This is a genomic window from Desulfosarcina sp. BuS5 (genome assembly GCF_028752835.1).
Lineage (GTDB): Bacteria > Desulfobacterota > Desulfobacteria > Desulfobacterales > BuS5 > BuS5.
Window position 1 is genome coordinate 299,778 of the sequence record NZ_CP087952.1, and the last position, 23,558, is coordinate 323,335.

The window sequence follows — 23,558 nt, forward strand, 5'->3', positions numbered from 1 at the left end:
TGTTTAAAACTCTGATAAGTCAAATTTGAATTTCCGATAAATATTTTGCGGCAATTGATTAAAACCGATTTATCAAAATAAAAATTTACGAATTTCAAAATTTACAAAATGCTGCATGAATGCTATATTTTATTATAAACAGGGATTTAAAGGGATTTTGTGTAATTTCTCGATACATAATGCAAAAGAATATTTCAAAAAAGTGTATTCTCATTCTCCTGGATGGAATAGGGGATCGTTCGTACAGGCAATTTAATCATCAAACACCTCTGCAGGCCGCTCGAACTCCTGTGCTCGATTCATTGTCAAAAAACAGTGCAAACGGTCTTTACCATGCTGCATTGATAGGCCAGGCTCTTCCCAGTGAAAACGCTCACCTTCTTATGTTTGGCTATGATATTACCGATTTTCCGGGCAGGGGGGCACTCGAAGCCCTGGGCGCAGGAATTGATATTTCCAATGATGATGTTGCCATACTATCTCATTTCGTCAGCTTAAGGGAGTTTGGCAGACACCTTACAGTAGAGGACAACAAACCTGAAGTAACGGCAGAGGAGACTTCAGAGTTTATAAAAACCGTATCTGCTTATGAAACAGGTCATGTGAAAATCAGTTTTGTGCCGACAGGAGGAATACGCGGAATAATTATCCTTTCCGGAGATGTGGCTCCTTATATTACTGATTCAGATCCATTTATAACCGGCATGAACATGATTTCAGTGGCGCCGTGGTTGAATTACGGAAATGATAATTTTTCATTAAACGCGGCTTCCGCACTTAATAAATATCTTGCATGGGTATATCAGCGTTTAAAAGATCATCCAGCAAACCGGATGCGTACAGATAAAGGGAAAATGCCGATTAACGGGATTGTAACCCAGCGGTCGGGACGGTTGAAAAAAATAACGCCTTTTCAAGTTCGTTACGGCTTAAAAGGACTCTCCATCGCGTCAGGATTGGTTTACTGGGGCATTAGCACCTTTGTAGGCATGGATATTGAAAAAGTTACAGATACAAAAGATCCTGCCGATGATATGGCAAAACGTTTAGCGCTGGCACATAAGAGGATAAAAGATGGATACGAATTTGTGCATGTGCATACAAAAGTTGCCGATGAAGCCGCCCATACTAAAGATCCCGCTGCAAAAAAAGCTGCAATTGAGGCCATAGACGCCGGGATAGGGTTGGAAATAGAATCTATTAAAAATGATCCTGATATTCTTCTGGTTGTAACTGCAGATCATTCAACACCAAGCTCCGGGCCACTTATCCATTCTGGTGAGTCGGTTCCTGTTATGTTTTACGGAACCGGGGTGAGGCGTGATAATGTCAGTGAATTTAATGAGATCAGTGCCGCCCCGGGAGTCTTGGGAAATTTACGGGGAAAGGAGCTTATTTATATGATTTTAAATCATCTTGATCGTTCAAAGCTCCATGGGATAATGGACACACCTGTCGATCAGCCCTACTGGCCTGGCGTATGTGAGCCCTTCGATAATAGTATCAAATGCAAAAAATAGAGTATAAAACAGGCGTAATTCATGGCAGGTTTCAGATCCTGCACAATGATCATATAAAATATCTTCTGGCAGGAAAAAAAATGTGCAGACATCTTGTGGTGGGAATAACGAACCCTGACCCGTTTTTAACCAGACAGGAAGATGCAGATCCAAACAGAAATGCTCCCCAGGCAAACCCTTTAACCTATTATGAACGCTATGTTATGGTAGGCTCAGCTCTTGAGGAAGCAGGGGTAAGTCCCAGGGAATTTTCAATAGTACCCTTTCCGATCAGCCTCCCCGAGCTTTACAAATACTATGTGCCCATGGATGCTGTATTTTTTCTTTCAATATATGATGAATGGGGCAAAAAAAAATTAAACATGTTTAAGGCACAGGGACTTGAAATCAATCTGCTGTGGGAAGTTCCTCCTGAAAAAAAAGGAATCAGCGCAAGTGATGTCAGGGCAGGCATAAAAAATGGAGAGCCCTGGGAACATTTGGTTCCTCCGAGTGTCTCGGAGCTCATAAAAAAATGGAATATTGTGGCCAGACTAAAAGCCTAAGAGATACGATATTGTTAAAGAATGGATAGAAGCAACAAAGGCAAATTGAAATAGTTCCTTGTTTTTTTGTAAATTTTAACCGGTTTACCCGGGTTAGGCTTAAACTCAGATGGATGAACTTAAATGTATTTTTTGTGGTAAGGTGGCAGAGATCCGGGGTAGGTGATCTAATGCTCGTGTGGTCTGCAGGTCATGCGGAATGGAAACAACACTAAATGATTACAGAGACCAGATAGAGGCCTGGATTGATCAAGTATGGAAAATGCTTGCCTGAGCTGGCGCTCATAAATATGGAAAAAACGCTGGTAAAAGCGGTAACCGGCAAATTTTTTCAACTCCTGTTCGCAAAAGTAATTGTGAAAAACAAACCTCAAAATTAAGCCTGCGATAGGTTTACAATGCCTCCCATTCACGCTGACACCCGAAGCCAAGAAAAAAAACTTTAGCAAATACGACTTCTAACAAGGCATACGCAAATGCAAAAACATCACGGCTTTGGGTGTCAGCGTGATGGGATTTTTATATTTCGTTTTACTCTTTGATCCTCCTGAGCTCAATTTTGACTCGATTCTTTGAATTAGGGCATTCCCATATTTGAACATCAGGATCCTCACCAAAGGGAAAAGTGCCTCCAAACTGCAAGGTTTTCACCCACCCCAAAATATTGTGATAGAAATACCCGCAAAATTCACCACATTTATGAAGGCTCAATTCAAATTCATCTCCAACCTTCATTCCAATAGTACAGCTACTTTTTGTTTCAATGACCTTGGCTACCACTTTGTTGCCGATTTTTGGATACGATACTGACATTTTTTCCTCCTTTTGTATATAGGTTATTAACAAAATAGCATAAAAACTTATACCTTGCAAGGCCATAAATTGCGCTTTTTCAATGGTCTGAACATAAATATAGACCGTCAGATTGATGAAAAATGGAAAACAGCATTCTGTTTTTGGCAATGGGTCAACAATTGCTTAAAGCATCTGTTTTTCTCCAACATGGATTCCGAGTCAGGTATAATAGAAAAAAAGGCACTACTTCCAATGACAATCAATTTGGTTTTTGCCCTGGTCATTGCTACATTGAGGCGGTTGGGGCTGTTTAGAAACTCACTGAGCAGATGATCCGGGTCAGATGAGGTTATTCCAAAAATAATAACATCCCGCTCTGCTCCCTGAACACGTTCAATGGTATCCACAAGAGGAAGTTGTAAATCTTCCGGCATTTTTTTATCACCAAGCCTTTTGATAATGGCATTGTTTTGGGCTCTGTGGGGTGAAATCAAAGCCATTTGATCAGACGGCACTCCATGTGCCATTAATCTGTGGGCCAGTGCGGCCATCAGTTCTGCTTCCATATCTGATTTCCGGGAACATCCCTGATGATCAGTTAATATCAGTACAACCGGTTTTGCAGGGTCAAGGATCTTGTCATATTGATGCGTTAACTCAGGATTTATAGTGACCATATTATGTAAAGGCTTATTCAGGGCAAGCCTGGCATGGGCATTGGAAGGCGCCGGGTGCAGCATACTTTCATACCATGTTCTGCCGGGGAACGCACAGATTTCCTTGTTCATGCGATAGGTAATATTAAGTGTCTCCTGGTGTGATTCAGGATATATATCCAGAAAATTTGCCATAATGGATCGGTTCAAAAGCAGACCGGCCGGTTCTTCGGGATATTCCCCATAATCCCCCAGCACGATGGGCGGCAACTGATTGACATCCCCCAGAAACAGAAAATTACCTTTGCTGTAAATCAGGCTCAGCAGAGCCTGGGGCACCGGCACCTGGGAGGCTTCATCAAAAATAACCCAGTCAAGGGCCGAGGGAAAATCTTTGTTTTTGCTGTTAAAAAGATTATAAAAGCCATATCCTGTGGCACCCAGAATCAGCCAGGGTTTGGCCAGGAGATCATCTGCATCGCTTGCATCACCCCGGAATTCCACCTCCATCAATTTGCTGTTTTTTTCATCTATTTTTTCAGACTGAATCTTTTCAGACTGAATCTTTTCAGGCTGAATCTTTTCGGACGGGCTTTTTTCAGGCTGGCTGGCCTTTCCCCACTTTATGCAATGGCCAGGAAAAATGTCCGGCAAATATTGATTCACAAGCAAGACTACCTTTTTCAATACTGTATCAATGGCTTGATGGGTCAAAGCGCTCACGCCGATGCGAAGGGGCATTTTCGCTTCATGGGCCTGCATAATCAAGGCAATTAAAATCCAGCCGAGCAGATGTGTTTTGCCTGTTCCGGGAGGGCCTTGTATCATACTGCTCCGGTATTGGAAGGGGAGGGCCAAAGCAGATTGCTGGGAAGGGTTCAGACCGGTATTATTGCGGGTCAGCCATTTTTTCAGCCAGGTCAATGAATCATAAGATTGTCGGCCCAAAGATTCTCCTGCGAGCAGTTGCTGCAAAGAATGGGGCCGGCCTTCTGTAGAATGAGTGGCTGTAAAAAGAGTTGTTGCAACATGGATCAGCTTTGCCTGGTTCCAGTCGCTGATATCCTCTTCTATGGAGTATAAAAGATTTCTACTTAAATGTATTTTCCCGGATCTGGAAAGAAGTGATATTTCTCCTGCCTCCATATCATATTCAGCCATGATAACAGGAAAACCATTTTGGATATCAAAAATACCATGGGGTGTAAGCTTGAGAAAATCTCCTTTACGAAACTTTGAGGGGCAGGTTCTATCGGATGTTTTTAAGATATAAAGAAAACGTCCTTCATGATCCAGCCTTGTATGGAGAAAGCTTAAGTACCCGATGGCCCTGAATCTCAGCATCCTTTCCTGAAGTGTTAGTTCCTGGAGTGTTAATATATCATTCTCCTGTAATCGTTGCTCCTCTTTGATGAATCCCAGATACGGCAAAACTCTGGGGTCTTTTTCCAGGCTTGAATCCCATTCCTGTACCCATTGACTTTCCAGATAAAGGCATGCCTTTGCATATAGTTCAATCATAATGGACAGGCTGGATTTGACCATTGATTTAAACCCTGCTAATTCTAATTTGGCTAATTCCGGGCCACCCGCCCCATGATTATGGAACAGGGTTTCGGGATGGCCAACTTCAGCATTGCACCCAAACAGATGACCCAGGGTGAATAAAGAAACAACTCCAGGGGCGGGCATGTAAAAATGAGCCTTAAAAACCCTTCGCAAATCTGTCCACGGGCTGGGCTGGGTCTGCCATAAAAACCTGGGTTCCTTTCCTTGTTCGGCCTCTCCCCATTGAAGAAGATCCAGCCGGGATCCCGAACCAAAATGAAAAATATGGGGACATTTGTTATTAAATATGCTTTTTTCCCATAAATTTGAAAGCAGCCCGGCAAATTTATGCCATGCTTCTTTTCGTTCTTGTTCGTTTCCCATTATCCACACATGGGATTCAATCGGAGTACCCAAAAAATCAATTGGATCTATCACCTGTAATCCAAGAGCGCATGGAAGTCCGGTCAAAGGGTCTTTTGTCAGATGGATAAAAAAGACCCGTGAAATATTAGAAGGAAAAAGGCGGGTCTTCTTTTTTATAAGGAAGATTCGATTTTCCAAAAAAGCTGCGCAACGCCATAAAACCTGTTTTTTCTGTTCTAAAGTAAAGCCTGTTTCCCTGCCTTCGGGATCTTCAGCCCTATAATTTTTAGGGGATATTTTTTCAAGGGCTGCGTGGGTTTGGGCAATGGCAGCGCATCCCATCTTACGCAATTTTAATAATTCCCCCACGGTTAATCCTGGTAAAAATTGTATATCTTCATTTTCAAGGGCATTCTGATAGCAGGCTGGATACCAGTCACAGGATATACAATGGGACTGGAGCCTGTGATCCGCAGCAGATGCCGGTTGGGAGCAAAAAAATTGAATGGTTTGAAAAAGCATGGGAAAAGCAGCAAGATAAGCTTTAAGATCAAACCTGTGCTTTTCATATTGTCTGTTTTTTTCAGGTGAGCGAATGATTAAAAATCCCGTCCCTGCCACCCTGGCTGAAATGTCATGGAACTTTATTATTTTTTCCAAAAGCCATGCATAAAATGCAACCTGCCATTTATGATGAAAACGCGGGGATGTGCTGCTTTTGATATCTCCCACTTCAATTACAGCTTTTTTTATCCCATTAATTTTTTTTGCTGATAAGATAAGAAGATCAGGAACCCCTATCCCGTTCATATCCAAGCCGTCCTGATTCAAATTCTCCTGGTACAGGTCATCCACCTTGAGCAGGCATTGTGAAAGAAAAACAGGTTTTGTGCCATAACTATCATTGGCAGGATTATGGGATATGATCTTTGGAATCAACCTGTCAATCTGTTCTATAAATGCTTTAAAGCACAAATCCTGCGATTCTGTAGTTTTCATGGAGATGATAGTTGCCCCTTGTTTCTTCAGATCTCCCAGCACCTGTTCTTCATGGATGATTCCCTGGTTCATTAAAAAAGTTCTAAACTTGTCATGGTTTGAAGAACCCCCTGTTTGAATCAGGGAATCCAGGCCGAGGAATTTAAAACAAAACCGCCTTTGACATTGTGCATGAAAAAAATAATCACTGACCATGGTTGCGGTGAGGGTGACAGCATTCTTTATATTAAGGCATGGTTGCCTGCCTTGCTCTGCATGGAAAAAATTAAGCGCTTTTTCAACTCCATCTTGTCTGATTTTGTCTTTTTCCATCTCCAATAAAGAATCCCCGGGCATAATATCAATGGCCCATGGTTTCTGATTATAAGTTTCCTGATTATAATTTTCCGGCTCACCCTGAACAGAAGCCTCAAGGAGAAGATTTGCCTTATCACCTGAAATAATTTTTGATGTGCTATCAAGATAATGGGCAAATGTGCGTGCCACCCGGTGGTCAAAAAAAAAATCCGTCAATTCCTGTATAAGCAAATCTCTGGGTAGAGTCTTACAAAACAGATTCAAAGGGATAAGGCTGCGCAGTATTTTAAAATGTTTCTTGACCCAGGTTTGAAACTCTTCCTGATTTACCGGCAGCCTTATATCCTCAAAGCTGAGCCAGTCTGAACATTCCAGGCCGATCTCATCAGATGTTATAAACAGCTCATCATCCTTAAGATTTTCCCTGATACTCCACTCCAGCACCAGGTTACCTGCGGAACCTATGAATGTACGATAGCGAAAGGAAGCTTTTTTGCCAGGTACAACCTCAATGCCATTTTCCAGAACAACTTTTTTTTTACCCTGTTTCAGCTCTCTGCGGAAAAGCTTTTTTGTCCGGGCAAAGAGACAGTTTTTATCTTCAATTTTACCTGTTTTAAGGATATTGCCCATGGCCTTTGTCACTTCATAGGAAATATGGGCACCCATACCGATCCAGGCCAGTTGCTTTTCGTCCCGGCTTTTGGAAGGCCGTGCCAGCACTCTTTTTCTTTCGCCTGTATCAATTTTTAAAATTCTGAGACGCCTTCCGGCAATGTAAACTCTATCTCCCACCTCCATCTGGGAAACAATGGATTGTGGAATATCTGCAATGGCTTTTTCAGATACCTCCAGGATATATTCCTCTTCTGCTTCGGGAAAGTTTCCCCAGATTTTATAATCAAAAAGGTGGTTGCGGTATTGCCAGCCACCTCCAAGGAGACCATTTATTTTAGATTTTTTTAGCCATCGTTTTTTTTCAAGTGATTCAAACAGAAAAGGCAAAATTTCATGCCGATCCGGGAAAAGAGATTGCAGGGACGAAAGAGTGATCCTTTTTTTTTCATAAAGGCAGGATATTACCTGCTGACTCAATACACTGGGCAGTCTCTTGTCGGATGGGGATTCAATCATTCCCTTACGGGATAACTCAAGGAGAGCAAGAAAACGCACCACCTGATCTCCGGAACGTTCACCGCAACAAAGTCCCCAGAAATTGATCCGGTCTTCACGACGATTGGCCCTGCCAATGCGTTGAAGAAAGGCTGATACTGAACAGGGGGGCTCATATAAAAGCACTGCATCCACATCCCCCACATCAATGCCCAGTTCAAGAGTGCTGGTGGCAATACACAGGGCATGAGGTCTCCTGCGGAACTTTTTTTCAGCCATTTTTCGTTCCAGGGGCTTGAGATTGGAATAATGTAATTCTGAAACACCTTGAAATCTTCCAGTTTTATTGACAATGCCAAACAGCCTGTCGCAGGCAGCCCGGCTGTTGACAAAAACAAGTACTTTCCGATACTGCCAGGTATCATACAGGTCATTGAGCAGAGCCGGAATCTCGGATTTCTCCTGTTTAATATGAAGCAGGCGTGCAACTATCTTTCTTTTCACATTTGTAATAATACGCTCTGTATTAACACTGAAATCAAAAAAATCAATAACAGCACCTACTCGGGCAATAGTGGCTGACATGGCTATTTTCTGGAGCACCCGGCCTGTTCTCCGTTCAAGGCGGGTAAAAAGGTAAACAAGATGACGCCCCCTGTACTGGTGAATCAATGGATGAACCTCATCAATAATCACCGTTCCCACCCGAAATAAAAAGCCCTTGAAAACAGCATTGGCGCTTCCCAGCATCACATCCAGGGATTCAGGGGTGGTGAACATTATATCAGGACGTTTTCCTCCTGCGCGCTTGATATCACCGGTTCGAATGGCAAGGTTGAGCCCCAGCCGTTCTGTAATAACAGATTCAAATCGCCTTTTTAAATCCATGGCAAGAGCCCTGGTGGGGATTATATATAGAACAGCAGTTTTTCTGCCGGAGCTGATCACCCGTTCCAGGCATGGAGCAAGCACTGCTTCGCTTTTGCCTGATCCAGTGGCAGCCTGCAGCACCAGATCCTGACCGGAAAGGATGGGTAGAACAGCATCTTTCTGGATGCTGTACAGACTTTCAAAAGCACCGTAAAAGGCACGGAATGTATTGGGAAGTTGTAAAAGAAGTGAGTCAAACATTTAGATTAGTCAAGCTGATATTCTATAATCCGGCTTTGCTGTACAAGATCAAGGTGATTTACCAAAAATTTAAGTTTCAGACGTGCCTCAACTCCTGATAATTTGGACAGCGCAAGGTTCATTTGACTTTGCATTAAAGCAGCAGGGGGCTCCCACTTATAGGCGCCGGCGTGGACAGCAATAAGTTTATTGATCAAAATTTTCCATTCCTTTGCTGAAAGATCATGTAGTGTGTGGATATTAATATTTTCCCAGGCCTTGCTGTAGTTCGTGTTAAAATAGGGAATCGGTATTGGAGAAGTTTCATTTTTACCATTTTTTTTAATCCTGACCCGGTCATATGCTTCATCTGCAATATAGGTAAAAAAATCATTGGTAAAGGCGAAAACAGGGTAAAATCCATGAGAGGTTGTTTTGGGATAAAAAATTTTATTGAGAAAATCATAACTTTTACTGCGACTGGTAATACGGGTTTGTACAATGGATTCCCCTTCGTCAAACAAGACAAGCCATCCCTTAAATCCAATTTTTCGGAACAGTTGAGCCATGCCTTGAACCATGGCAAGATATTCCTCCTGCTCATGGCAAACCAGAGAATTTTCTTTATAAAAAGATACCTGGCGATAATAAAAAACAGAACGTAGCCGCCATGAAGGGATATCCTTTCCCATAAGGGCGTTTTTTAAAATCCAGGAAAATTCTTTGGGTTTAAATCCGGCATGTTTTTTTAATTTTCTTTTTTCAGGGGAAATTGAAATGTTTTTCTGGGCCATGGCGGTTAAAATCGCCTTAAATCGGTGGGGAATCTGTTCCGGGATAAGATCCCGGCAGGATTTTTTGCTGTTTCCAGGCAAAGACAACCATTTATGGGCACAGGTTTTCCAAACATTGACAAAGGAATTTTCTGAATTGGGGAATTTCATTCCCCCCATCAATGCCCTGTAAACACCTTTAAAATCGTGAAAAGGCACTTGCCTTGGATCAAGATTAATATAACTTACCACAAAATTGAGACCCAATGCCTGCTGTTTAATATAGTTAAGGCTGTGGGATTTCCCTTGTCCATATGCACCACAAATACATAAATGGGATGGTTTGTCCCTGTCAAGGGCGTTTACACCTTCGTGAAAAGTTTTATTTAACTTTGCCTCACCCGTTGTGAGCAACCGAATCCCCAAAGGGTCAAAAAGCCCTTCACGCAAACGCTCCACTGCCCTGCGAAGTTCAAAATTACCTGCATTGTTCAGCATGGCCTGAAAATTCAAATCATCCATTTTTTATTTCCCTATCTCCGGCCTCAGCGCCCATCCTTCCGCCTCCCATCAAGTATCCCATGAAGGCTGGAGTTGTTCAATTTTTTCAGCCCCCATGTTTTGGTCATATCAGAATTCCATTCCTCATTATTTCTTCTAAAAAACCGCTTTCGTCGTGTTTTGTTTCAAAAAAAATTGGTTCGATTCTATCATCCACTTCCCTTCTAACTCTCCATAACAGAGGTCTTGTAGAAAAATAATCCCCTTGCATTTCATCGACAATTATCGCGACATCCACATCACTGTCTTCTCTCTGACTCCCTCTTGCATAAGAACCGAACAAAATCATTTTATCAAATGATATATGTTGTGATAAAAGTTTTTTATATCTTTTAAGTTTTGTTATAACCTCTGCTTTATCCATAGCTGTAGTTCCTTTGCATTATCAACAATTTCTTTGCACCGTTCTTCTGTCAAACTTCTCATTAATTGTTCTTTATGAGACGGATATCTGCATTCAATATTCATTGGTTCAAGCATATCTATAAAAAGCTTCTGATCTTCTGAAAAATACTCATAAATTTTTGCTTTCTTTGCAAGGTAAGAAAGACTATGAGAAAATGGAGCTGATTCTCCATTGGTTTTTACATAATAAGCCTTTAGTATTTTTTCAATAGATTGATGAGCCATAAACCCAACATAAAGATATCGCTTGCTTTTTAACATTGCAATGGCTGTTTCAATATCATATTCAGATAGTTCTACCCAATATCTTATTTGACCTGACATCTGTCCAGTTTCTCCAATCATGCTTAGGGCTCGCGCAAAAATAACTTTACATTTTAAGCGTCGATGCATCCTGCCTGGCTGCGTTACGAAAGCGTAGAAATATCTTGATATTCCTACACTTTCGCGCCTTTCCAGCCAGGCGCCTCAACACTTAAAATTGCTAACTTATTTTTGTACGAACCCTTAGGAACGTCCCTTATATTTTTTCGCCCCTATTTCTTCAAGTTCAAAATTATCTGCATTGTTCAGCAGGGCTTGAAAATTCAAAGCACCCGTCCTCCCGCCTCCCATCAAGTATCCCATGAAGGCTGGAGTTGTTCAATTTTTTCAGCATCCATTTCCCGTTTGGTTTCAATAATCTGTTTCCCCATATCCATATCTTCAGGGGTCTGTCCCTGTTCAACCATATCAAGGATATGGATTAATTGTTTAATGAAAAGGCGAACCTCACTTATAACACCCATGCGTTTTTGGTTTGTGCATATCTTTTCCATTAGCTCATCGCTTACCAAATCCATTGGATCCCAGCGGTAGGAAATGCCGTGGATGGTTCGTAAGCACCTGCCAAGATCGACCAGCTCGTCTGTTTTAAGAGGGGTTTGATGGATATTCACCAAGACGCCCCTATAGTTGAGTTTTCCGGATTCTCCGATTGATCGTACACGGCTCCACAAAGCATCATAGGACTTAAAGCCTTTTTCAGACATTAATATATCGGGAATAATAGAGAAAAAAATGTGAAGATATTGAGATGATTCACTGTTATCAATAAGAAGACGTACATTCTCATAGGCTGCATTGCGAATGGAAGTGCTTTGGCCCATCACGGTTTCCATTTCATCCAGGAGCAGAATTAAACCATTGTGGCCGATGTGGTGCAAAAACAAGATCAACGAGTTCATAAACTGCTTGCTGTTGGCTTTGTTGAGAAACTCATAGACGCAAAAAGGCTTTAGTTCCCGTTTGGTAACCTTGCCACCTTCAAACCAGTGAAAAAGAACCTCACGATCAGCATCACGCTTTTCTTCCTCTTCATGGGGCAAAGGGGCAAAACGGTTGTTTATAAGTGCGGCCAGGGCATTGGCAAAATTGATATCCATGCCGGGAATATTTCTGAACTCATCGGTAAGGGCAACCCTGTCTTTTTGGGCTTCATCCTTTTGGCCCTGAATAGGGGGCAGTGCTAAATTTTGAAGCCATTCCTCCAGCATGTTTCTTATGCCGGTCCCTTTAAAATTACCCTGAAGCTGGCTTACTATAGTCTGGTAAACGGTTTCAAACTTATGTATGGGAACTTCCCGTGTGAGTACCACAAAAGAGACAGCAAACCCTTTTTCCATGGCGAGATGTTTGATCACCGACATAAAATGAGTTTTTCCGTCACCATAATCACCGCTGATAAAGCGAACCTTGGACCCGCCTTTACCAATGTAATGTTCCAGATCATCCTCAATAAAGGTAAGCCAGTTTTGCCGTCCCACGGTAAAAAGGGGAACATAGTCAATTGGCACACTGCCCTTGCGAAGCTGCTCAATAATGGAACGTGCCTGAAAGGGTTCTAACTGATTGACGTCTTCCTTTGATATCATTGCTGTTATTCCTGTTGGTTATGAAAGGAGATTGATGTGATCCGCCTTGATTCTCCCTGACTGTCAATGAGCCACAGAGATTGACCACGCCCTGGGGTGAGCTGAAGCTCATACCCTTCTTTGAGTGTCCCGCCGATGCCGGCCTGGAAATAGCGCCATATATCAACGGAAAACTGATCCAGGCTGTAACCCTTGAATTTGCCTTTGTCCATGTTTTGGAAAAAAGTTTTTGCCTGTAAAAACATGACATACTCAAAATAAAACTTTTGAATGGAAACCGGATCGCCTAAAGTTAATTTTTCCTTTTCAATTAATTCCAAATAAACCCGGCAAAGGGAATCAATAAATTTTTGAGGATCATAAGGACGGTCATAAAGCTGATGCTTAAGTCTTAAAATTGCCGTTAAAATACGCCTGGGATCAATGGATTTAAGCACTTTTTTATTAAGTTTGGTGCAACGGCCGCTAAAATCAATTTCGCCATTAATACCTTTAAGAACAGCAAACTTGGGGAAATCCACCTGGATTTCAAGTTCAGATTCCTGGCAAAGCCTAGTCAAATCTTCAATAAGCTCAATCCTGTATTGCTCCACTTTCTCATTTGCATAACTGCCTAATGATTCAAAAATCGGTACACAGGTTTCAAGAATTTCATCTTCTTTGATATCTTCTGCAATTTTGCTTTTAAGTAATTCATCCAGCCTGAGGAAATCGTCTCTGTCGGCACACCGGATGCATAGTTTTATAAATTCAGACTTTTTTATTTTCTGATTAAGATCTCTTTGATAGGGCTGTACTATCTGTTTTAACTCATCTTGAATATTTTCAAGAAAGTTTGTATCTTCTATCATTCATTACCCTTTCTTCTTCCGGTTTTTATTTTATAAATAACCAATACCTTGCAAAAATTTGATCTGTGCATTAAAAATACATTTATTAGCCACAGACGCACACAAACATTTTGCTCTGCCGACATATGGTAGTCCGCGTGTGTTTGTGTGGGTCGAGCGAGCATAGCGAGCGGGTGGCTAATTATTTTCATGCACAGGGCGACGAAATCCTTCTACCCGCACAACTTTCAAAAATTTAATTTTTTGTCAATTTTGATGGTGTATTTCCTAAAACTTACAATCTAAAACTTATTCACATAACAGGTTCCGAACCTGCCAGCAGGCGTTTTATATTTTCCCGGTGCCTATAATATATTAAAATTCCAATAATTACTGCAAATTCTGTTATGATCAAAGATCCTGAGAATTTCCATACAGCCGGGGGAAGCACGGCAGTTGCGGCAAGAGATCCGACTGATACACGGTTAAAACAGCAAACAAACAGAATAAATATAAGTAGAGCTGTAAATGATGCCATAGGTGAAAGCACAAAAAAACAGCCTGCTGCTGTGGCAACTCCTTTTCCGCCGCCTTTAAATTTCATGTAAACAGGATAAAGATGCCCCAGGAATGCGAAAAATGCAACCATGGAGAGGCCTATCTGTCCCCAGGTTGCATCATAATTCCCGGTTGCGTTTGAGAGCGCACAGCCAAAATATACAGGAATCGCGCCTTTTAGCATGTCCGCTGCAAGGGTAATGATACCAAGTTTTTTGCCTGCGAGTCTTTTTACATTGGTCGCGCCAATATTTCGGCTACCGTTTTTTCTTATATCTATAGATGTAAAGCGACTGGTCAAGATAAGGCCAAAAGGGATTGAACCTAGCAGGTAAGCTGTAATTATTAATCCCAAAAATTTTAATATTATAAAAATATTCATTTTGGATGGATGCTTTTTTAATAATCCTTGGGAGCAAATTCCGGATCGCTGAACATAATCATTCCTATTCCGCCCTGGACATTTTTGGTATCATTGTTAATCCCCTGACTACGCAGCAGAAGCTGGGCTTCATAAGAACGCGGCCCTGAGCCGCAAACCAGTAAAAGGGGTTTATCCTGCGGTATCTCTGCAAGCCTGGACTTCAGTTCCCCCTCATCTATATTCAACCACTGCCGGCCGTATTTTTCGACAAAAGGGCCGGCCTGAACCGGACTCCGAACATCAAGTACTATGCCGTTATTTCCTTTAAATTCTTTTAAAAAGTCTATGACATCAATCGGAACCTGATAGCCTTCCATAATATTGTCCAGAGAATTGGCGGCATTATTTATGATATCCATGGCTGAAGCAAAAGGGGGTGCATATCCGACTTCCATGGTTGTAATTTCTTCAAGACCAACCCCCTGTCCTAGAAGAACTGCCACGGCATCTACCCTGGATTTCACAGCATCCAAATGGGAACCGGCCGCCTCAATACCCAAAACCTTTTTGGTCTTGCGGTCTGCAATCAATTTTATATACATTAATTGCATATCAGGATAAAAATGCGCTCTGTCAGCCTGAACCACAACTGTATGGACCGGGTCAAAGCCGGCCTCACTGGCCTGTTTGACTGTCAGCCCGGCCCTTGCAATACCAAGTTCAAATATTTTAAGACAAAAAGTGCCCACAGTACCTTTAAAATGTTCACATCCCCCGGCTATGTTTGTGCCGATTACCCTTCCCTGACGATTGGCAAGGGATCCCAACGGCATTGGCAAATTATGACCGCTTACCAAATGAGGTATTTCAACACAATCACCACCAGCATAAATATCAGGATCTGAAGTTCTCAAACACTTGTCAACCAGAATACCGTTATACATGCCGGTTGCCAAACCAGCCTCGCTGGCCAGGGTTGAACCGGGTCTTATGCCCACGGAAAGAATCACGAGTTCACAAGGTATTTTAGAATTGGAGGTCTCCACGGCTTGAACTCCATTAACAGAATCGCCTAAAATCCTGTTAACCCTTTCGCCAAGCAGTACCCGGATTCCATTTTTTTCCATATGTTTTTTTACAGGCAGGGCCATATCCTTGCCAAGGGCCGTGGGCAAAAGCTGATCCATCATTTCTATCAGAGTTGTTTCAACTCCCCAAAGATCGGTCAGGGCTTCCGCCATTTCTATCCCGATTGCCCCGCCGCCAATGACTACGGCTCGCTCCACCTGGCCTTTGGAAACCATATCCTTTATTGTTTTGGCATGATGTAAATTGCTTATTACACTTACTCCCGGCAGATCAATTCCCGGTAAAGGAGGTACTACCGGAGTAGCGCCGGTGGCCAAAACCAGTTTATCATAATCAAGCTGTTCTTCGCGGCCATCAACCAGATTTCGAATTTTTAATTTTTTGTTACGGCGGTCAATAGCAATCGCCTCTGTCCTGGTCCGCACCTCAAGCCCTTTAACATTTTGGAAGTAATTGCTGTCTCTGAGAACATGGGCGCTAGTTGAGCGTAAAGCCTCTATATTATCAACATCTCCGCCAATATAATATGGGATCCCACAGCCCCCGTAAGAAATAAGATCATCTTTATCAAGCAATACAACATCAAAAGAAGGAGCAATTCGTTTTATTCTGCAGGCCGCCTTGGGGCCTAATGCAACTGCACCGACAATTACCACACGTTTTGCCATAATGTTCACCTCGTAACTATTTTAAGAAATATGTTGCAATGTCATTAAGTTAGGATAGCTGTTCCGAATGTATTCATAATACATTGATACTTAAAAATTAATAATACTGCGATATAACTCATCATGCAAATTAAAACGCTCATATCCGCCATGCTGGGCTGGAAAATTTTTTATTGCCAGTTGGATATCTCCGGTTGACGGAAGAAACACAGCGCTTCCGGTCGGATCAACGCAGGAAAAGTCAAATTTCAAAATATAATATGAATTGCGCAGTTTCGTGGGATTTTTTCCGACTTTAAGACCGCCGAAAAATCGCTTTAAATTCATCCTTTGCTGCCACATCATAATAATTTTCCAGCATTGAAAGAACAAGGCTTTTTCCAAAACGCCTGGGACGGATAAATAATTGAGATTTTGTCTGTCCTGTCACAATAAAAATACCCTTCTGTAATAAGACTTTTAAAGTCGGATATACCGTATGGAAATTTCATTGTTCAATCCTCATATCACTTCAAGAGTACTTTACACTTTTTAGATGTTGGTTCTTGCCTGGTTCCCATACTCTAGAGTGGGACGGCATCACGCCTCCTTTAATTTTTTTGCACATAATCGGCGCCTTTGGGAATTCCTCACACCACATGAATCGAATTAATTCCAGAATATTTCTGTAACCCTATAGATTTTCAGATAATTACCCGATTTTAAAATTTGCCACAAGGCCAGAGGTAGAAATACTTAATTATAATACTCCGACGACCGATACCGCAATGAAATTATTTATGAAAAAATCGGTAGTCCCTACAAAACAATGCAGGTCCGAAAAATCAGCTACTTACAAGGTATTGGGACTGTAATGAGATATCTCCAGTTTAGTGGAGAATTCGTAAGTCCCATCTGCATTGCCGGTGTATTATGGTTATACTTTTTTATAAATTTCTCGTTTTCATTGTTAATTCGTATTCGTAAGCTCTTATGAAATTGTATGTAATTATAGTTGAATAAGTTGATCCACATTACATTACTAAAATTCAGCTTGTTCTTGCAATACCCCAGAGTTTTTCTCTGAAGATAGGAGATATGTTGCCTTAGGGTAAGGTTCAGTCTCTCAATAAATGAGGTGTTTTGGCTTTTTCCGGGGAAATCTTTTACAGTACCTTTCACAAAATATTTTTTAACTGTTACAAGCCGACGCTTTATTCGGCGCTTAATAATTTGCAGGTAAGCATAAGGAATCTCAGACATAATGTTTTCGAGCGCATTTTTGTAAGCCGCTAATTTATCTGCAGCGACCTTTAATATATTATCTTTTCCCCATTTGCCCAACTTTTTAACGCCCTTTACTAAACGGTTTGCAGTGTAAGTTGTTCTTGAACCCAACTCGAAACCGATCCAGAATTTTGTTGTTGATTCAAGAGCGATAAAAACCCATAATTGTTGACTTTTATTTTTAAGGTAAGACCATAGTTCATCCATCTGGAGAAATACAATGGTAAGTCCGATAGTAAAACAAAGAAATAGGTGAAATTGCTGGCCTTTTTGTCCAATAGCTTTTTGCCGTTGTTCAATTGTCCTTCGATCTTTTTGAAGTACATCGGCAATTGCATCAGTGCCAAGGCCGTAAGAGTTTAGCTTTGCCGTTTGCTCATATTCTTTAAAACTGCCATGCTTTCCAAAAAGATCGGAATATCCTGTTTCTGAGAATCTATGTTTGCCACCATTGCAGTAAAACATTTGTCTTGGCTCAAAATCGGATTTTGTTATGTAAACTCCATCCTTGGCGATTTTGTTCTCGGTTGATTAATAACATTCGCAGCTTTTCCCGGGACAAAAAAGTGTTAGGGCTGTATTTGCTGTATTTTGCATGGTTGCGATCCTTTGAATAGAGTTTTAACCATGCTTCTACAAAATATATTGCTTTTGGTCTATAACAATCTTAATTTTTAGTAAAAATCTTTTTTATTCATGTTTTCAGAGACACTTTTTAATCACCTGCATTGTTTTGTAGGGACTACTAAAATTCAGGGTAAAGTATGAGGGGTGTATGAAACAATATAATGTTCTTGTTGTTGGCGGTGCAGGTTATATCGGTTCCCACATGGTTAAATTCCTGCTGGATGGGGGTTCTGGAGTTGTTACACTGGACGATCTTTCCAAAGGGCATCGTGATCTGGTTTGTGGCGGTAAATTTTATGAAGGGAGCATGGATGATCAGGCTTTGCTTGATAAAATTTTTTCAGAAAACATGATCAATGCTGTGATGCATTTTGCCGCTTATTCACTTGTGGGTGAATCTGTTATTGATCCGCTTAAGTATTATAAAAATAATCTTTACGGTACACTTGAGCTGATTAGAGGGATGATAAGGAACGGGGTGAAAAATTTTATATTTTCCTCAACAGCAGCTGTGTACGGTGAGCCTGTTGAAACACCGATAACAGAAGAACACCCCCCAAGACCTACAAATCCGTACGGAGCAACCAAGATCGCTGTGGAGCGGATGTTGCGGGATTGTGATACGGCTTATGGGTTTAAATATGTGAGCCTTCGTTATTTTAATGCTGCGGGCGCGGATGAGTCAGGTAAAATAGGGGAACGGCATGAACCGGAGTCTCATCTTATTCCATTAATACTTAAAGCCGCGTTAGGCGAGCGGGAAAATATCAGCATTTTTGGAACGGATTATCCTACTCCTGACGGAACATGCATACGGGATTATATTCATGTAAATGATCTTGCTCGGGCTCACAGTCTTGCCCTGGAAGCTCTTTTTGCCGGCCAACCGAGTGCGGTCTATAATCTCGGCAACAGCAAAGGGTATTCCGTAAGAGAGGTAATAGATGTTGCCGGAAAAATAACAGGTCTTCCGATTCCGGTTGTTGAGTCGGAGAGGCGGCCTGGAGATCCGGCTGTTCTGATAGCAGGTTCGGATAAAATAAAGCAAGATCTGGGTTGGAAACCGCAGCGTGAAGATCTGGAAACTATGATCAGCACAGCCTGGGAGTGGCATAAGCAGGGTAAATACTGAAAATAATTTTTAAATTATCCATTCAGCTTTTTAAGATTCTCCCTGGCAAATTCAATCGTCGGGTCAATGGATAGTGCTGTTGTATAATATTGAATTGATTTTGTTTTTTCGCCCATGTCCCTGTAATTGGAGGCAATGTTGGCATAATCTATGGCTGAGCCGGGATCAAGTCGGATATTTTTTTTAAAACATTCTATCGCCTTTTCATGCTCTTTAAGTTTAAAATAACAGAAACCCATCAAATTATAGATATCAGTTCTCTCCTGATCTAATCTTTCTCCATGCTTAAGCGCTTCCAGGGCCTCCTTATACCGGCCCAGATCTTTAAGACAGACGCCCATATATGAATATATAGTAGGCAGCTCCTGTTCGTCAGGCTCTAAATCAAGGGCCTGATGAAAACAGCTTAAAGCTTTTTCCGGGGCTCCTGTATTGGCCAGGCTCGTGCCGATATAGAATTTTATGTAATATTTTCCCGGAAGCGTCTTGTCCGCTTGTTGGAGTTTAGCAACGGCCTCTAAAAGATCGAATCTTTCCGTTATCATTTTGGCAGAGAACATTCCCACGCTTGTGTCCCTGGATCTTTCCCTGAAATGTGCTCCGGGAATGATTGAATAAAATGCGGGGATTTTAAGTTCGGGATGCATTATATTAATCAGAAATACTTCCATCTTTTTTTTTGACAGCGCTGATATACAATTTTCTATTTCAATTCTGATGTTATTGTTTGAAAGATCGGTCAAACTGGATATTGCGACTATTTTAGAGGGATTTGTTATAAACTTTGCATGTTCAATTGCCGTGAATTTAGGCAGACCGCTGGCAACATAGTTGGAGGATGTATTAAAGTCGCCTCCGAGTTGGGCTGTCTCTGTCAGGGCCCGGCTTAAGGCTTTTTGCGGATCCGGGGTTGTGCCGGCTGTCCAGACTATTTCGCTGGTTTCCGGGAAGCTTGCAGGATCAAAAGCCATAACTCCAACGCTCGGTAGTCCCATGTCGAGTGAAAAATCGGATATATACAAATTTATACCGGCGTTTCTGTATTTTTTCAGCATTTCAACTACCATGGAATCGGTGGCAGTGTCAGCATCGATTCCAGGCACATTAAGGTTGCCGCGGCTGATAATTGATGAAACATGCCTCTCGACAATTTCACACATCCCCTGGAGGACAGCCTCCTCCGCACAGTTTCCCGCAGAAGGGCCGTTAAACTCATTTATTGCAAAAAACCAGTCAAACGGAACCAGGATTTCCTTGTTGCGGGTAAGATTGTAAGCTGTTGTCCATTTCAAGGGGAGTTCCTCAAAGATTTGTTTTGCCTGTTCCAGATCCCGGGAATCATCATGCACGGATTTGGCGATCATTTCAAAAGAAAGCGCTTCATTTTTCAGATCGGCATATTTCCCAGTAATAAAATTTTTCTGATCATCCGCAAAGCTAAATAGGCTGAACCTCTCTGCAAGTTCCATCACAGCACTGGCCTCAGCTTGCTGGGGTGTTGCGCCCTTTCCCATTTGCTTTTTTGTTCCGATCACTCTTGCTGCATCTTTTCCGCAATTACTGAAATAAACAGGAATGCCAAGCCTGCCGTTATCGATCCTTTCCGTACTGTCCAGAATGTGCAGACCGGTCTCTGCCAGTTTTTTTCTGAACCTCTTTACAGTCTCTTCCGGCGGCAATATTTTATCCTGATCCAGGGTGAAACTTTTAAATGCATCGTTTAGAATAATTTTGGAATTCATATGGTTAATTTTCTCCCACTATAGACCTTATAAATAATTAATTGCAAAAGGATAGAATTAGGAGATAATACTAACAGTATATCTCCGACCGATAACGCAGTGAAATTATTTATGTGACGGTCTATATTTATCATTATTGGAGCTCCTGTAAAATTGAACATCTGCTTTTTCGAGTGTTATCAAGCCCTCTTGAATCGCATTTTCAATGTAAGAAAGGAAATCTCTTATTTTTTCATGTGTGTCAACGATTTCAACGATAATCGGTAAATCAAGAGAAAGTCTCAATATTTTTGAGGTATGAACCCGGCTGTTGGCTCCAAATCCCATTATACCCCTAAGAACCGTAGCGCCTGCCAACCCCTGTTCTTTTGCTTTGATAACGAGCCACTCATACAATGGTTTTCCTTTATATTTATTACTTTCACCAATAAAAATACGGAGGAGCTGGCCTTCAGATGGAATTTTCATTTATATTATCTCCATATTGCATTTATGATTAATCTGCCGAGTAATACAGCTGATAATCCAGCTATTATATGAGCGCCGATATTTAACAAAGCCAAAAAAAATCTTTGGTCTTGCAATAAAGTCATTGTTTCATTGCCGAAAGTGGAATAAGTAGTAAAAGAGCCTAGGAACCCGACTATCAGCAATAAGCGCGTTTCTAATGTCATTCCGATCTGAAGTTCAGCAAGATGAGAAAACATCCCGATAAGAAAACACCCGATGACATTAACTGCAAAAGTCCCGTATGGGATGGAAATATTTTTCGATAAATTTTGTATATAACCGCTAACCAAATATCTCAGAATTGAACCGATAAAACCGCCGACACCTATCAGAATGATTTTGTGCATATTGAATGGGACGCCCCCCCCCTACTCCTCACATTAAGAGTTCTATGGATTGTCACATAAATAATTTCACTGCGTTATCGGTCGTCGAAGTAGGGGTTCAGGATTTTGAACCCCTACCACCTCTGGCCTTGTGCCAAATTTTAAAATCAGGTTATTATCTGACAATCTATATAGATTGAAAATTGTCGATTCAGACATCGGGAAAATAGCATTTGTTTGTTTGGCGATCAAGAAAACTTTTATGCTTGACAACTTATAAAGAATGCTTTATTATTTTATTTACTATTAAATAGTAGTTCGATGTCCACTGGCTGGAGATATTGCCAAACATAATTCTCCTAATATAAATTCTGAAGCGTCCATATTCCTCCAAAAAAAAACCAACAGGAATTCAGCTCACAATTAATTTTAATTCTAAAATATAAATTCATATGTTGTGCCAAAAACCTTGATGTTTTAGTTGATCAGTTTGCGATCGTATAAATATCCATATGCTTCTGAGCTTCTGATTTCGAGGATTACCGTCTCACAATTCTTTGATGCAATTTTAATATTAACTAGGATAGATTTGTAATGAATATAGTTGAACTGAAAGAAAAAAAAATAAGCGAACTGACCAGCATGGCGAAACAATATAAAATCGGCGGGGCCGCAGGTATGAGGAAACAGGAATTAATGTTTGCTCTGCTGCAGGCACAGATCGAAAAGGATGGCATGATATTCGGATACGGCACACTGGAAATTCTGCCCGACGGCTTTGGTTTTTTGCGTTCAGCAGATTCAAATTATTTGCCGGGTCCGGATGATATTTACGTCTCTCCTTCACAGATACGCCGTTTTAATTTGAGAACAGGAGATACTGTGTCAGGGCAAATTCGCCAGCCCAAGGAGATTGAACGCTATTTTGCTCTTTTGAAGGTCGAAGCGGTAAATTACGAAGATCCCGAAATTGCCAGGGAAAAAATATTATTTGATAATCTTACGCCTCTTTATCCGGAAAGAAAAATAATGCTCGAAAGCGATCGGGATAATTTTTCTACACGAATTATGGATCTGATGACTCCTATAGGGTTTGGTCAGAGAGGGCTGATTGTCTCTCCTCCCAGAACCGGAAAAACGATGCTGTTGCAGGCAATAGCAAACAGCATAAGCATAAATCATAAAGATATTGTTCTGTTTGTGCTTTTAATTGACGAAAGGCCGGAAGAGGTTACAGATATGGCCAGATCTGTTGATGGCGAAGTAATCAGCTCTACATTTGACGAGCCGGCCGAAAGGCATGTTCAGGTTGCGGAAATGGTTATAGAAAAGGCCAAGAGACTTGTAGAACATAAAAAAGATGTAGTTATTTTGCTCGACAGCATTACAAGGCTTGCGCGTGCATATAATTCAGTTATACCGCCAAGCGGCAAGATTTTATCAGGAGGAGTAGATTCCAATGCCCTGCAGCGTCCGAAAAGATTTTTCGGCGCGGCTCGTAATATTGAAGAGGGCGGAAGCCTTACAATTATTGCAACTGCGCTTATTGATACAGGCAGCCGCATGGATGAAGTTATTTTTGAGGAATTCAAGGGAACCGGCAATATGGAATTACAGTTGGATCGCCGTTTGGCGGATAAAAGAGTCTTCCCTGCAATAGATATAAATAAATCGGGCACCCGCAAGGAGGAGCTGCTTATTAGCGGCGAAGTTCTGAATCGTGTATGGATTTTAAGAAAACTGCTTTCATCATTGAACCCGGTAGACAGTATGGAATTTTTACTTGATAAAATGAGTGGAACAGAAGATAATACAAATTTTTTGGATTCAATGAATACATAAGGA

The 23,558-nt window shown here is 41.4% G+C and carries 19 protein-coding genes; 4 read left to right on the forward strand and 15 right to left on the reverse strand.

Annotated features, from left to right (window positions below):
- Nucleotides 1-119: 119 nt before the first annotated feature.
- Together BuS5_RS01445 and BuS5_RS01450 are read left to right on the forward strand one after the other, a co-directional pair.
- Nucleotides 120-1,520, forward strand: a complete 1,401-nt coding sequence (locus tag BuS5_RS01445; RefSeq protein ID WP_274427948.1) for an alkaline phosphatase family protein — start codon at nucleotides 120-122, stop codon at nucleotides 1,518-1,520.
- A complete protein-coding gene (locus tag BuS5_RS01450) occupies nucleotides 1,508-2,065 on the forward strand; it encodes a nicotinate-nucleotide adenylyltransferase (protein ID WP_027352667.1) in 558 nt (185 codons plus the stop codon). Before BuS5_RS01445 ends, BuS5_RS01450 begins: the two co-directional genes overlap by 13 nt.
- A 531-nt stretch (nucleotides 2,066-2,596) precedes the next feature.
- Here BuS5_RS01450 and BuS5_RS01455 read toward each other — a convergent pair.
- The 12 genes from BuS5_RS01455 to BuS5_RS01505 all read right to left on the reverse strand — a co-directional run bounded on the left by BuS5_RS01455 (nucleotide 2,597) and on the right by BuS5_RS01505 (nucleotide 17,841).
- Nucleotides 2,597-2,878 (reverse strand): TIGR04076 family protein, encoded by a 282-nt coding sequence (locus BuS5_RS01455; RefSeq protein WP_027352666.1) that lies wholly within the window; start codon nucleotides 2,876-2,878, stop codon nucleotides 2,597-2,599.
- Between the two features lie 107 nt (nucleotides 2,879-2,985).
- Nucleotides 2,986-8,970, reverse strand: a complete 5,985-nt coding sequence (locus BuS5_RS01460) for a DEAD/DEAH box helicase (RefSeq protein WP_027352665.1) — start codon at nucleotides 8,968-8,970, stop codon at nucleotides 2,986-2,988.
- Nucleotides 8,971-8,975: 5 nt separating this feature from the next.
- Nucleotides 8,976-10,244, reverse strand: a complete 1,269-nt coding sequence (locus BuS5_RS01465; protein ID WP_027352664.1) for a BREX system ATP-binding domain-containing protein — start codon at nucleotides 10,242-10,244, stop codon at nucleotides 8,976-8,978.
- Between the two features lie 103 nt (nucleotides 10,245-10,347).
- Entirely contained in the window at nucleotides 10,348-10,647 is a 300-nt protein-coding gene (locus BuS5_RS01470) for a nucleotidyltransferase domain-containing protein (RefSeq protein ID WP_027352663.1), read from the reverse strand.
- Nucleotides 10,626-11,033 (reverse strand): HEPN domain-containing protein, encoded by a 408-nt coding sequence (locus BuS5_RS01475; RefSeq protein ID WP_198012162.1) that lies wholly within the window; start codon nucleotides 11,031-11,033, stop codon nucleotides 10,626-10,628. Before BuS5_RS01475 ends, BuS5_RS01470 begins: the two co-directional genes overlap by 22 nt.
- Nucleotides 11,034-11,302: 269 nt before the next feature.
- The gene (locus tag BuS5_RS01480) at nucleotides 11,303-12,601 is read right to left on the reverse strand and encodes a BREX system ATP-binding domain-containing protein (RefSeq protein ID WP_027352661.1); all 1,299 of its coding nucleotides are present in this window, start codon (nucleotides 12,599-12,601) and stop codon (nucleotides 11,303-11,305) included.
- 5 nt (nucleotides 12,602-12,606) lie between these two features.
- Nucleotides 12,607-13,452 (reverse strand): hypothetical protein, encoded by an 846-nt coding sequence (locus tag BuS5_RS01485; RefSeq protein ID WP_027352660.1) that lies wholly within the window; start codon nucleotides 13,450-13,452, stop codon nucleotides 12,607-12,609.
- A gap of 292 nt (nucleotides 13,453-13,744) precedes the next feature.
- Complete coding sequence (gene plsY, locus BuS5_RS01490) at nucleotides 13,745-14,371, reverse strand: glycerol-3-phosphate 1-O-acyltransferase PlsY (protein ID WP_051374504.1); 627 nt, start codon at nucleotides 14,369-14,371, stop codon at nucleotides 13,745-13,747.
- A 17-nt stretch (nucleotides 14,372-14,388) separates the two neighbouring features.
- A complete protein-coding gene (locus BuS5_RS01495) occupies nucleotides 14,389-16,110 on the reverse strand; it encodes an FAD-dependent oxidoreductase (RefSeq protein WP_027352658.1) in 1,722 nt (573 codons plus the stop codon).
- Nucleotides 16,111-16,200: 90 nt separating this feature from the next.
- A complete protein-coding gene (locus tag BuS5_RS01500) occupies nucleotides 16,201-16,437 on the reverse strand; it encodes a hypothetical protein (RefSeq protein ID WP_274427950.1) in 237 nt (78 codons plus the stop codon).
- A complete protein-coding gene (locus tag BuS5_RS20310; protein WP_198012161.1) occupies nucleotides 16,406-16,540 on the reverse strand; it encodes an AAA family ATPase in 135 nt (44 codons plus the stop codon). Before BuS5_RS20310 ends, BuS5_RS01500 begins: the two co-directional genes overlap by 32 nt.
- A 398-nt stretch (nucleotides 16,541-16,938) precedes the next feature.
- Nucleotides 16,939-17,841, reverse strand: coding sequence for an IS1 family transposase (locus tag BuS5_RS01505; protein ID WP_274427951.1), 903 nt, complete (start codon nucleotides 17,839-17,841; stop codon nucleotides 16,939-16,941).
- A gap of 310 nt (nucleotides 17,842-18,151) precedes the next feature.
- Here BuS5_RS01505 and galE point away from each other — a divergent pair, with 310 nt between their 5' ends.
- Complete coding sequence (gene galE, locus BuS5_RS01510) at nucleotides 18,152-19,135, forward strand: UDP-glucose 4-epimerase GalE (protein WP_027354181.1); 984 nt, start codon at nucleotides 18,152-18,154, stop codon at nucleotides 19,133-19,135.
- Between the two features lie 14 nt (nucleotides 19,136-19,149).
- Here the strand turns inward: galE and BuS5_RS01515 are convergent, their stop codons facing one another.
- From BuS5_RS01515 to crcB, 3 genes are all read right to left on the reverse strand, one after another.
- Nucleotides 19,150-20,877 (reverse strand): YcaO-like family protein, encoded by a 1,728-nt coding sequence (locus BuS5_RS01515; protein ID WP_027354182.1) that lies wholly within the window; start codon nucleotides 20,875-20,877, stop codon nucleotides 19,150-19,152.
- A 105-nt stretch (nucleotides 20,878-20,982) separates the two neighbouring features.
- Nucleotides 20,983-21,345, reverse strand: coding sequence for a DUF190 domain-containing protein (locus BuS5_RS01520; RefSeq protein WP_027354183.1), 363 nt, complete (start codon nucleotides 21,343-21,345; stop codon nucleotides 20,983-20,985).
- A 5-nt stretch (nucleotides 21,346-21,350) separates the two neighbouring features.
- Complete coding sequence (gene crcB / locus BuS5_RS01525) at nucleotides 21,351-21,734, reverse strand: fluoride efflux transporter CrcB (protein ID WP_027354184.1); 384 nt, start codon at nucleotides 21,732-21,734, stop codon at nucleotides 21,351-21,353.
- Between the two features lie 573 nt (nucleotides 21,735-22,307).
- Between crcB and rho the strand changes: the two genes are divergently transcribed.
- Nucleotides 22,308-23,555: a transcription termination factor Rho gene (gene rho, locus BuS5_RS01530; protein WP_027354185.1), complete on the forward strand. Its 1,248-nt coding sequence runs from the start codon at nucleotides 22,308-22,310 to the stop codon at nucleotides 23,553-23,555.
- Nucleotides 23,556-23,558 lie beyond the last annotated feature (3 nt).